This window comes from Methylolobus aquaticus, assembly GCF_054172105.1.
On sequence record NZ_JBSYXP010000016.1, the window covers coordinates 31,824 to 45,075 of the forward strand.

Sequence of the window (13,252 nt, forward strand, 5' to 3'; positions counted from 1 at the left end):
ACACGGAAGTCATTCAAACAGATCCGCGGTTGAATCGTCAGCCTTCGCTTTGCGTGCCCGCGTGCGCGCCTTCTTGGTTGGTGTTGCGGCTTCCTGGACAGCGTGTTTGTGGTTGAGTTGCAGCAGGCGTTTCAGGATTTCCCTACGTGCCGAGGGACTGATCGTGTAGCGGATGCGGTCGTTCTCGGGGAGGGTTTCGATTTCGTGGAAGTGGTGCCCGAGATCGAGATCTGTCCAGCCGTACGCGTCGCGGATGGCGCAGTCGAGTTCGCGGTGAAGGCCGCGGAGGTCCAGGATACCCTGATAGCCGCGTTCAGACTCCTCCGGCGATTTTTTGCTGACTTTGGCGACGCGGTCCGTGGTCAGGTCGCGGGTGTGAAATAGGTTGTAAATGTCGGTCAGGCCGAGCCAAAGCTGGCGCATCAGGGCGCGGCGGTGCTCGTGATAGCGCTCGCCGATGTCCGCAAGCGCGGGATTGTCAGCCAGCCAGAGACCCGCAGGGAACGGGAAGGTTTCGAAGCAGTCCGAAGGCGAGTAGCGGAGATCTTGTTTCAGCGCGCCGCTGTATTTCCGCGCCCAGACTTCGTGTACGGTGGATTGGACGACGGCGTAGAGGTCCCAACGGTCCGTAGTAAAAACGTAAGTTGCATCGGTGAATATTACCGTAGTAATGGCTGCGGAGAAATTGAGATGTTTGGTGGTTCGGGCGGCAACAAAACAGCGCGGGCTATTTCTTATCTTTTTGTAGAGTTCCAACCGCGGACGCCAATGCTGCCACCAATTACCTGGGGCAGCTTTGGCTTCCCGATAGGGTTTTACCTTGCTCTCAACCTGCAAAAACGCCTCACCGTAACCATTAGCCTTTGAGAGCGGCCAATCGAAGAAGTTGATGATCTGGCGGCCGGGGCTCTGCTCGGGTTCAGAGTTAAGTTCTGAGCCATTGATAACAGGGAAAATTACTTCTGACAACTTCGGGTTTTTTTTAAGCATTTCGTCAGCAGATTTATGGTCGAGCAAAAAGCCGTTTCCCATGAAAAATGTTCCAACACACATGCGCCCTTTGTTATCGTTCATTAGTTTAGGTTCGCCTAGGTCGGCGTAACCCTGAAACAGAGTGCTGATATGTGGTACTTCCCTCCCATCAAGTAATCTTGATTTTTCCTTCCAAGATCCTTTGTGTAGCGACAGAAGTGACACAAATAGATTCGCTCGGCCGGGCCAGCGGGTGGCGGAAATAGCGAATATAATTTGCCCATCCCGACTGGTTACAATGTCCAATCCATCTTTGCGGACATCACCATCCTTGATGGAATTCGTTGTGATTAGCCCCGCGAATCCCTTCGGTCGTAGCAAATCATATATCCGTTGAACAAAATACACTATTAGGTCGCTTATTCCTGCCGGGGCATATTGCCACTGGACCCAGGCGCAGAAAGCATTCCCGTGAGCGGATCTGATGCCAGCGCGTCCGAGGTATGGAGGATTACCGAGCACGCAGTCGAAACCGCCGCGTTCCATGATTTCCGGGAATTCCAGAAACCAATGAAAGAAGCGTTTCTCCGCTGCAAGTGCTGAGGCTGCGCCGACGCCCTGACCTTGGGGAGCGCGTTGACCGGTGCGGTACAGGCGGTATTCGGCATCCGTGATGATCGCCTGTTTGTTCACCTGGGTTTTCGGCAGAAAGAACTGCGCGACAGGAACAGAGGCAATTTCACTCAGAATCTGCGCATCCTGGCCGTGGGTGAATTCTTGGAAGCGCCGCTTCTTGGTTTCGATCTGTTCCGGAGTCTGTTCCGGCAAGGCGGAGAGTTCCCTCCAGCGCTTTAGCATCGCTTCGAACTGCTTCCGGATTTCTGGACTGAAGTCCAAGTGCACTAGTCCTCCTTTGCCGCGTTCCTCCTTGTTTCGTTTGCGAAAAAGCGAAGCAATGTCTTTGTCGTCGCCGGGCAGGGTCGCGAAGGCTTCATCGGGAACGCCGCGTTCCAGTTCGTCGCGATGCGCGAACCCGACGATGGCGTTGCCGCATTTGATGTGGTGATCGAGGAAGTTCAGCGGTTCGCCGGGGATGTGGGCTTCCAGCCACAGAGCCACCTTACAGAGTTCCACCGCCAGCGGGTTCAGATCAACTCCGTAGATGCATTCACGGATCACCTCGCGCAGGGCCTCACGCACGGCGAGCGGCGACGGCTGCTCCTCGCCGGTTCGGACGATGGCGAGCTCGGTCGCGATATGCCGGGCGGCAGCCAGCAAGATGTGGCCGGAGCCGCAGGAAATGTCGGCGACGCGCAGAGACAATAAGGCCCGTTCCGCATCGGACTCTTTGAGCTTATCGGCGATCAGATAATCGATCGAATGCTGCAGTAGCGGCTGCACCAGATCGTCCGGAGTGTAGTGCGAGCCGGTCGCGGCGCGCTGACCGCCTTGCGCGAAGTCGAAGGTAATGCTTCCCATCGCCAGTCCTTGCCCCGGTAATGGGCCAGGAGGTCCCACGAAAACGGGCTGATATTCGAGCAAACCTTCGTAGACCGACCCGAATTCCTCAACATTCAAGGCGGCATAGTTGACGCGGATCAGTTGGCAGTTGTCAGGGTGCTGATAGACACCGAGGGAGCGCAGGCAGCCAAGCAATACGTTGTTTCCCAGCATGCAGGAAGCGAGAGGCCCGATTGCCAGGGGGCCGAACAAATCTCCGGCCAAGGGTTGCAGACCCAGCTTTTCGCCAGGCCCGCCGGCCTCGAACAGGCGAAAGGTCGCCCGAAGCGAGAGCCAAAGGTCGTGTCGGCGTGGGTCGGCCAGGTAGCGCTTCTCGGAAAGGCGGCGCAGGCGCTGCAAGCTGTAGTAGCGGTCGTACATATCGCGTTGTTTGGCTTCCGTCGTGGACGGAAACACCAGGTCACGTTCTTCGATGACCAGCAAGAACAGGATGCGGTAGATGAGGCGAAGCAGATGTTGGTAGTAGGTGTCCGGAGTGAGCCTCCCGGCAGCGATCAGCTGTCGCAGTGTGTCATTGTCCGGATGCTGCAGAAAGCCGTTGGCAAAATCGCGAATCGCGCTTTCCACCGCACGGCTCAGACCGTCGCGGATGCGCGCTCCGGAATCGAGGGAGTCCTGATGGTAGCGCTCAATCCAACTTTCAGCGTTGCTCTCCGACAAGGTGGGCAACCGGGAAGCGTGCAGGAGGCGGTACATGACCGCGAAATCCGCGAACAGACCGTCGGTGAAGATGCGGTCGAGGTCGAATTCCAGATAGGTCAGTTTGATCAATCGGGAGCTGTCGCGCAGCAGCCGCAGGATGCGGCCGTTGGTGACCAGTCCGTAGACTTGGTCCGTGAGGTTCAGATATTCCTGCACCATTGCATGCGCCGACATGCGCGATGCGGCTTTTTCCGGCTTGCGGTCCAGCCCGGCCGGCTCGCGACATCCGAGAATATGGATGGGGGTACTCCCCCGATTGGTCACGCGGTGCGAGATCGGATACTTTTTGCCATTCAACTCGACACCGCCCGACTGAAACTCCAGCTGATAACCGAGCAGTCCCAACAACGGCATGATCCACTGCTGCCGGGTTTCGGTGGTTGCCGGTGATTCGGGCCGCAGAGTTTCGAGTTTACGCTGGAAAATGCGCCAGTAGTCCTGCGCATCAGCCCAGGCGCGGGCAATCTCGTCCTTGACCTTGACCGAGCTTTCCAGGCCGAAGTCGGCGGCTCGCTGGCCCGGGGACTCCTCGATCCGCTCCAGGATGTCGGGCGATAGGATGGCACCTTCGATGCGGATGGACGGATAGCTCACGTCTCGCCGATTCCCTCGGCTAATTTGTCCACCAGCGATGGATGATACCGAAGGCCCTGCGCCCGCATGGCGTTCACGCAGTCCCGGAAGGAGGGGATCGAGCCTTGTTGCTTGGCCTTTAGCAGTACCCCGAGCGTTCCAGTTACACGCAGCCCAAGGTATTCGGCCAAGTTGCGACCGATCTTCTCGTCGATGATGACCCAGTCGGCCTGCAGTTTCTTGGCCATGTCCAGCGTATGTTTCTCCCCTTTGTCCAGTTCGAGCAACGCGGTGGGATGTACGATGGGTGTGGATTCAACGATGTCGATCCAGTGGATTTGGCGAAGATCGGGAACGGCGATACGGCCGCCAGCCTCGCATTCGTCGACCACCTCGGTCACCACGCGGATACGCCCGAACACGCTCGGCAGCAGATCCAAGCGCTGAATACTGCTCAGCGCGATGATGGGCGTGGTGTTGGAGAAAACGATCACAACAACGCCGTTTCCCGTCCCAAGTCATCGGCGGTATCTTCGAGCAAGGTTGCTCCAGCCTCACAGGCCATCCGCAGAAATTCGACTCGCGCGATCCCTAACCACGCGGCAGCCGCACCGGACGACAGCTTGCCTTCCTTGAATAAGCTGATCGAAGCCTGTGTCTTCAAGTAGTCGGCGAAGCCTTCCGCGTTCAGATGAAGACCCAACAACAATTCCGGGGGACAGTCGATCATTATCGTGTTTTGCATTGTCGCTCCTCAGCTACGGACGCACACTGTTGTGTTTGAGGTTGCTTTGCCACTCCGTGTTCGAACCGCTCTCTGAAGGTTCAGGGTCTTTGCGCGTCGGCGGTTTCGGTTGCTAATGCCGAAACTGTGAACGCCGGGTCGCTGGGCACTTGGCTCATTACGATTTTTACCCCCACCCTTATTCCGGCAGCAAGATGTAAACACCGAGCATATCCATCGGCAACACAGGATAGACGACCTGGAAGCGTTGGCGATCCATTAGCGCGCTGAAACGCTCGTGAGCTTCGACCAGACGCTTCGACTGCTGCTCCGCGACGGCATCAAGTTCGACTTCCAGCTCATCGAGCAGCCTGAGTTCGTTGTCCAGGAAACTGGCCCGTGCTTGGGGCGAAAGGTCCGACGATGCCCGAGCTTCGGACAGCAGTTGCTTGGCCGCGGCGTGGTCGAGAAATTCCCGCTGCCGTGGAGTGCCCCGCCAACCCCAGAGTAGCATTTCTTCGGCGACGATCTGATTCCGGCCTTTCGCTTCTTCGATCACGTTGCGGCACCGGAACAGCAATAGCGTGGTCTTGATACCGACCTGCCGGGTGCGAATCACGGCCGCTCGCGCCGCCCGCTTGTCGATCCGCTCCAGCGTATTCGCCATCACCAACTGGCAAAGCTGCTCGACGAACCGATGATTTCGGCCAAGATAGTGATAGCCCTCGGGCGTAGGCGAATGGAAACTGACCTTGACTGGGTCTCTGGCCGGCAGCAGATCACGCAGTTGCGGTGGCATGTTTCCCGTGACGATGCGGTAGCCCTTGGTGTCCGGCGTGATCTGGACGCCAAGCAACGCGTTCAGCGCCGCGGTCACGTAGGCTTCCACTGCCTTGGGGTCCCCGATAGCCTCGTCCACTTCCCGCAGATCGGCTTCGATCTCCTGAGCCTTGATGGCATTCTGGGCGAAGATGCTGCGCGACACCTTCTCGCGCTCCGCTGCCTCTTCCACTTTGCGTGTCACGTTCGCCTTGGCGGTGGTAGCCTCGCCCATATCGCCGAAATCGAGTTCCAGTTGCTGGTAACGCTGTTGGCGCGGACCACGGGTGACAAGGTGCCGATGCGGATTGAGCAGCAAGGCCTGAGTGATGGTGTCGATGATGGTCTGAGAATCTTCCGGAAACGGCACGTTAATTCCCGTCGCCCGCTTGATTTCGCGGACCTTGCGTAGCAGGACGTCGAGCACAATGCCGTCGATCGGATTGTCGGCCCCATAGAGGAGACAGGCCTTGACCTTGGGAGCCAACTGCCCGAAGCGGTCGACCCGGCCCTCGCGTTGTTCCAGCCGGTTCGGGTTCCATGGCAGGTCGTAGTGCAGCACGCCGGTGAATTGCTCCTGCAGGTTGATGCCTTCGCTGAGACAGTCGGTAGCGATCAGGACCCGCAGTTGGGATTTGCCCATCTCCTCCACACGCTGCTTCCGTACCTCGTCGGGTAACTCGCTCGTAATGACCTGCAGGTCGAGCTTCGGAAACTTCTTCCTCAGCGCAGGCGCGAGCTGCTCTCCCACATAGTCGGCCGTCGCGATGTACCGACAGAACACCACCGGATGGAAACCCTCGTTTAGCCAGTCATCGACGATCAGTTCGAGCGAGGCGAGCTTTTGGTCGTCCTTGATATTATTCAACTGCTGCAACTGCTGCGCAAACCCTCGAAGTTGTTGGCGTTGGTGGCTGGTCCAATCATTCCGCTCGATTACTTGCGTCGGCGCATTATCCCCTTCGAAACCGAATTCCGTGTCATGCACCGGATTATCGTCGCTGTCCGGGAGCGGTTCGATTGGCAGGTCCGGATTATCCGCGGAGGTGGTGGCCGTCCCGGAGATCCGGGTATTCATCATTTCGACGCCGGCTGCAGGGCTGGACATCACGCCGCGCAGTAGGGCCAGAGCCGTCCAATATCGCACCCGTTTTTGTCTGGTTTGAGCAGAATCGGACGTGATCAGCTTGCGCGCAAAATCCAGAATCTCTTCGAAGAAACGCAAGTATCCCGGAGAGAGTTCATAAGGCCATTCGAAGGCTTCCCGCTCGGGAAACGGCGTATCTTCACCGAGCCACTTTTCGACATCGGCCCGTTTGCGCTGGACGAAATAGCGGGCCAGCTCGCGTCGCTGTGCTTGTGTTGTGGAGGGAAGGTCGAGGTTTTCAAACTCCCGGCCGACGAGACCGAGTAACGACTGGAATTCCTCCGGCTTGCCGCTGTGCGGGGTCGCAGTCAGCAGGATGAGCTGTTGATCGGTCTTGGTCGCCAGACGGCTGACCAAGTGATAGCGCTGCTGCTGGCTGGCTGAGGCCCCCGCCGGCCGGGCACACGTATGCGCTTCATCAACGATGACCAATTCCGGGCATTGCTCGATGAAGACATCACGCCGCTGGTCGGACTTGATGAAATCGATGCTGATGACCTGGTAGGGGTAATAATCGTAAACGCTGGCGTCGCCCTGGATTTGCCGGTCCAGGCGCGCCTGAGTGTTGGACCGGATGATGACGGCCTCGATGTCGACTTTGGCGCGGATTTCCGCCTGCCATTGCTCGCAAAGATGCGGCAGACAGATCACCGCGAAGCGCTTGATCCTGCGCCGCTCCAACAACTCCTTGACGATCAGCAGAGACTCGACCGTCTTGCCCACACCGACGTCATCGGCGATCAGCAGACGAACCGACTCCTGACGCAACGCCATGATCAGCGGGACCATTTGGTAGGAACGCGGGCGGAACGAAAGCTTGGCCAGTGCGCGGAACGGCCCGGCTCCGTTCCGGAACGCCAAGCGAGCCGAGTCGTAGAGCAGCCGCGCAGTGCTGATATCTCCGAGGTCGTCGGCGATCGGCGGAGCAAAGCGAGCGTCCCTCGGCTCATCGGACGCGATCCCCAGAGGCAGATAGATCCCGGCGATCTCATCCTCCGAGCCGCCCAGCGGTTTGACGATCAAAAGATCTTGATCGTCCGACGGCAGGACGATCCAATCACGTCCACGCAAGGAAACGAGCTTGCCGGGTTGTAAGACTACGCTCATCGCACCTTCCGAAAGATATCGGGCCGCGCTGCGACTTTTGCGGCCAGATTGTCCTTGTAGTAATACACCCAGACCTCATCGCCCCGCGCGATGATGGCTTGCCGCTTCGTGTGGTCGTCCTCTTGAACTGCAGGCGCATCGTGCGGTGTGCCGTCGCAGAAGACCCAGAACCGCGGCTCATAGTAGAAATCCGGCTGCACATAAAGCCCGTCGACGCGTTTCTGGGCCGCATCGGGAAGGCGGAGCCCTTGCTGGTAGAGATAGTCGAGCAGCGTGCGCTCGGTTGAGGAAGACGGATCCAGTCCCCGCAGCAAGGCTTGGTATTGCTCTTCGTAACTGCCAAACCCGGTGTTGGTCTGGATCTCAATGGTACAGATGCGGAGCTTTTCCAACGCATCCTTAATCAGATGGCGATCGATGACCTTGTGGTCACGTTGGTTGAAGTAGCTCAGCAGATCGTCGTAGCTCGCTGGCCCCTTGTACTGTTCATCGTCGTAGCGGCAGAGTTTCGTGGCTTGGGCTACAACTTGATGAAAAACCCCGACATCCGTCACAAATTGCGACAGGATGCCAAGACTCCCCTCCGCCGCTTCAAAGAGCAGGATATTGGGTGCTGCAGGATCGCCCACACTGACGACGCCGATCTCGTTGGGTTCGACCTGGAACACCCGCTCGACGGCCCGTTTCAGCGCATGTTGGAGGGTTATGACGCCCTCCGGTGTCAAACCCAGTGGTTCAATCGGCTCGACGTAGAGCGCATCGGCTAGGTTGGAGGTCCAAAGTTTCACCAGCCGAAACTGTTCTTTCAGATTGCTATCCGGAGCAGGCATGGAACTGCGCCAGTCACCGGAAACCAAGCCGATCGGAAAGCCCTCGGACTGCTGGGAACGCCATTGGCAGTTAACATGCACCAACCGGGCTGCGGGGACGAATCGCAAATTAAGTAGTGAATTCTCACTCGAACGGGCGACAGCTTTCCTGACCCGTTCCAGATGGCCCCCATCGACCGAAAAATAGGTCCGAATCTCGTATCCGCGCGAGACGCGTTCTTCCTCTTCGCAGGAAATACGGTCGACCTCCTCCGCCCGCGACTCCGCCATTTCTAGTAGGTAGTGCAGATGCTCCTTGTTGGCGTTGTCGCCCAGACTCAGACCGGTAAACGGACAGGTTTCCAAATCCTTCTGGTCCTCGGCGAGAAAGTAACCTGCCTTCCGGCTGATTTTCCCATTGCTGAGCGCGGACTCGGCGTCTTGTACGACCAGCTGGGAAACGCGGTACTTGCGTCCGTTATGGTAAATGATGTTGAGCGGGCCGAACTCGCGCAACGCGATCGGACGTGGGCGCGAGACGAACTCACCGGATGCATCGCTAGTCGGCAGGAAAATGCGTAGGGGTAGGCGTGTGAAGTTGTATCCCGGCAGGAAACCTTCTGAGGCGAGGTACCGATAGGGGTAGAACTCGGAAAGTTCGGTCGATCGACCGCCAAGATTGTTGCGTAACAAATCCAACTGGCGGGTGGCCTGATCCTGATTTCGCTTGTGTTTGCGGTAATCGTCGCTACCAAGGCTCAGGGTCCCGCTTTCGATCTGCTGCGTGGCGCGTGTCAGGATTGCCCGCGCAGACAGGTACAAGCGGCGCCAACGAGCCAGTGAGGCGTCGACATGATCGGCCAGCTTGGCCAGGTTCTGGTCTACCCACTGATCGTTATACCAATGAGAAGCCTTCGCTTCGAGTTCGGGTGCAAAGTCACCGATGACCCGCTGGAACATCGCCTTAAGTCCGGTGAAGGTGCTCGGAGAGAGGTCGAGGCCAGATCGGACCTCCTGAGCGAGCGCCATCTGGTCGTTATCGTCCAACACCAAATGCATGATCGAGGGTTTGGAGCCGGCATGCTCGTCCAACCCGGGCATACCGATTTCGGACACCGCCAGAGCGTTGAGATGTGTCGACAGCAGTTCGCGATTGCAGAGGTCGAGCCTAGGTGCATGGACGGCACCGGAGACCAGTTCGGTCTGGTGCTGAAAGTAGTGTCGATCGTGCGGGGAATAGCTCGAGCAGTAGGTAAAGATCAATGCGCCCTGCCCGCTTCGGCCTGCACGACCGGATCGCTGCGCGTAGTTGGCCGGGTTCGGCGGGGCGTTCCGCATATGGACGACACTCAACCCGCCGATATCAATGCCCAGCTCCATTGTCGGTGAACAATACAACGCACTAATCGTGCCCTTCCGAAAAAGGTCCTCTCGTTCAATACGGGTATCCCGACCCAGTTGTCCCGTATGATCTTCGCTGCGCAGCCGCTTGGTCTTTGAGAAATCCCGCCGGTACATTTCACGAAAGAACGCATTCGGACGAGGCACTTGGTTCTTGTACGATCGCCGCTTTATCACGTCGGGCTTTACGATCTTCCCATTACCTAGCGTCCAGATGATTTTTTCGATCTTGAGTCGGTAAATCGGTACGTCGTCGTTCTGCTCGCTTCTCGCCTTTTGCGATCGCAGATAGTCGGCCTGCTCCAATTGGTGCATCAACTTGAGGATAAAAGCCCTATAGTTATCGCCCTTCAGGTCAATCTCCAGGCCGCGCTGGCGGACATAAAGCTTAATGAACTTCCCTAGAGAACTGGCCGGTCCCATGCTTTTCGAGGAAAGCTTGGCCGATCGATGTAGGGGGTCGTAGCGAATGTAGAATGGCTCGCGGAGCTCTTCGTTGCCATCCAGACTCCATGGTGCCCGTAGCATTTCCCGGAATTGCTTTTCGGATTCCTTTATCTTGGCCAGAGTGAGGAAATTCTCGCTATGAATGGCGTATTCAAGCCGGAAGAAGTCCAGGAGCGTGCTAAGAAAGTCGTGTCGCTCGACCGGTTGGAGCGCCTGCAACAGAGGGGTATCCTGCCAGAAGGCATCTTCCGCGGCGACTTCCAGTAAGTCCAAATACTGGATGGTCAACAGCCCGCATTGTTCAAGGTTTGGCAGAATAATCCGCCAACTGCGCCTGAGATCCGCGATGGCACGGTAGCACAGATAGCTTTGGAGACACTGTTCGTAGTTACGCCGGACGTTGGCGAGGGGCGGTTCCTCGTTCCGATTGGCAAAATCAAGAAAAGGCAAGGCTAGGGCATCGAACACCGCCTTGCCCAGGGTGGCATAGGTCAGCGCGTGATCGGGGGCATCCAATAGTGCCTTGTAGATACCCGCCCGTAGGCGGACCACTTGACCGAAATCGTTGAAATGGCCCGCCTGCAATGCGGCATCCTGACGGTTATCCGTGAAGCTCAGCAGCTTCTGGTCTTCGACCGGATAACCTGCATCGTTAAGCTGGTTGAGGATCGAGAAACTCGTGATCGTGGTCGAGGTACTGCGGCCCTCGCTCCCCAGCTTGGTCAGTTTGGTTCCTTCGTTGGTCTTGGTGTCGAAGAAAACGCCGCCGGTGGGGTCGAACAGCAGGGGAGCCTTCATGAACCAGCCCCACCACTTCAACTGCTCGGTGTCCGAGCATCGACCCGACTCATTGAAGTAGAGCTTGGTGGGAAAAAATGCCCTCTTCTTGGTGTCCGGGACCGGGCCTTTTTTGGTCATGCGTAGCCAGGAATCCGGAAGAAAGTCGAGATCCTCGTCGGGGTCCCAGAAATCCTCTCCCACGATTAGGTAGCCGTCCGTAGAGTCCTCGTCATCGGTCGAGCCATCCCGGAATTCTCGTGGTTCCAAACGGTCACCGATGCGCGATACGCAAACAAAAGTATGGCCAGTTGCGCGGCTGAACACGTTCGGGAAGATCGGCTTCCTATCCTCCTCGTCGGATTTGAATACACCCGGTTCGAGAGTAACAAAACGGTTCTCGTCTTGATCGAGGGTGGTGTAGACGGACCCAGTTTGAGAGATGAACTGGTGCAGTTTGAAGGGAAGGACCGTATAGCGCTGACCCACATCCTGCAATCGTTTGTTGACCAGGCTGATCCAGTGCAGCAGATCCGCCAAAAACGTCAGACACGCCTCGGGAGCGATTCCGGACTCCGCCGATAAAGCCGCAACGACCTCGCTGATCCGTTGCGGCTTACGCCGCACCAATCGGTCGTCGAAATCCTCCAATGCGACGCGGTTCTCCAGCCAGATCGCCACGGGATGTTCCATGAGGCTCTCTAGCCCGTCTGAATCCTCGACGCCGGCCTCGATCGCCGATGAAAGCTCCGCACCCGTTGGCATCGAACCCGAAAATTTCAACGAACGAGCTAGTGTCTCGTTAATCACCTGGCTGGGCGCGAACTGGCGCCCAAAAAGGGTCGTGGCGACTTGGGCTACTTGTTCGCGCTGTGAGGCAATGCTGCCCACGGAAACCATAGTGGCGGAAGTGCCGATGCAGGTGACTTCGTGCTGGCAGCGAGCCCGAATGCGCCGAATCAGCATGGCAACATCGGCCCCCTGCCTCCCTCGGTAGGTGTGGAGTTCATCGAAGACGAGGAAACGCAGATGACCGTAGATGGCGTCACGAATAGACCGCTCGCGGAGTCGGGTCAGCAGAAGTTCCAACATCATGTAATTGGTCAGGAGGATATGCGGGGGCTGGTCGCGCATACCGAGGCGCCGCTCCTCCTTTTCTTGGCCGGTGTACTGACCAAATGTTATTGGAAACGATTTTCCCGTCGCATTCTCATAGTTGGTCTGATAGCGCCTGAATTCCTCCGTCTGAGAGTTGATCAAGGCATTCATCGGATAGACGATGATGCCTGTGACACCCACTGCTTGTGGGTGCGCGAGAAGATGGTGAAATATCGAACCAATATATGTGAGTGACTTACCCGATCCCGTGCCAGACGTGACAATAAAGTCCTTCCCCGAAGCGCCTAGGGCCATCGCTTCGGATTGATGTCGATACAGGGAATAGCCCTTGAAGATGGCACTCGCGTCCGGGTGCATCAGGCCCGCACGACAAAATTCGTCGATAGTCCCCGCCATTTCATAGGCGGGGTTAAACTGCAGGAGTGGCTCCGGCCAAAGTTTTCCCTTCTTTAGCTCATTCTCAACGACCGCAAGGATGTCGGGATCTGCAATATTCAGAAAGCTGCGAATGTAAGACTCATAGTCTCTGATCACCCGAGCATGTAATTCCAAAACATTCATGGCTTATCCGTTACCGTGAAAGCGTCACACGACGCCTCATCGTCGCTCCATCTTCTGGGCTGACCGAAATTGGCGGGGAGGGAAACCGCTCCAGATGATCGGCGTCGTTCTGAGAGCGTTCTTCCGAACTGTTGTGTTTGGCAAGAAGTTCTTCGAAATGTCAAGGGTGGATTATGGACTCAACACTACGTGGATGTCAGCCTAGCAAGAGCTCCCCTTCTAGAGAACGAACAATGTTCCAAAAAGAAGCGGCCGAGCCTCGCGACGCAAAAGCCCAACTACCGTAGGGGAACTTGCGCCTGGCGTCGATGGTGGAGCATCAGTCTTGAAGACGTCCCGAGTAAGCACACGACCTTGGCTAAGCCGCACCACTTGGTGCGGCGGACGCTGCCGCGACCGCCGAGGCCTCTTGCCGGATCACGCCCTGCGGTGCCCTTAGGGCATGAACCGGCTTCTTTGGAGATTTTTTCACTAAGGGGACCCAGCCCCCTCACGCCGGCCAGAACAATAACGGCTTTCCCGGCGGAGCGCCGCAAACCTTCCGTGATTGTTCTGGCCCTTGCTACCCCCCGG

Annotated in this window: 5 protein-coding genes; all 5 read right to left on the reverse strand. The window is 57.5% G+C overall.

Features of this window, described 5'->3' with window-relative positions; translation table 11 throughout:
- Positions 1-9: 9 nt before the first annotated feature.
- Positions 10-3,789, reverse strand: coding sequence for an Eco57I restriction-modification methylase domain-containing protein (locus tag ACW73L_RS18180; RefSeq protein ID WP_498923994.1), 3,780 nt, complete (start codon positions 3,787-3,789; stop codon positions 10-12).
- Positions 3,786-4,262, reverse strand: a complete 477-nt coding sequence (locus ACW73L_RS18185) for a PIN domain-containing protein (RefSeq protein ID WP_498923995.1) — start codon at positions 4,260-4,262, stop codon at positions 3,786-3,788. The genes ACW73L_RS18180 and ACW73L_RS18185 overlap by 4 nt, the downstream gene beginning before the upstream one ends.
- Entirely contained in the window at positions 4,259-4,513 is a 255-nt protein-coding gene (locus ACW73L_RS18190; protein WP_498923996.1) for a UPF0175 family protein, read from the reverse strand. Before ACW73L_RS18190 ends, ACW73L_RS18185 begins: the two co-directional genes overlap by 4 nt.
- Positions 4,514-4,691: 178 nt before the next feature.
- Entirely contained in the window at positions 4,692-7,565 is a 2,874-nt protein-coding gene (locus tag ACW73L_RS18195; protein ID WP_498923997.1) for a DUF8741 domain-containing protein, read from the reverse strand.
- Positions 7,562-12,679, reverse strand: a complete 5,118-nt coding sequence (locus ACW73L_RS18200; RefSeq protein WP_498923998.1) for a DEAD/DEAH box helicase — start codon at positions 12,677-12,679, stop codon at positions 7,562-7,564. Before ACW73L_RS18200 ends, ACW73L_RS18195 begins: the two co-directional genes overlap by 4 nt.
- Between the last annotated feature and the right edge of the window lie 573 nt (positions 12,680-13,252).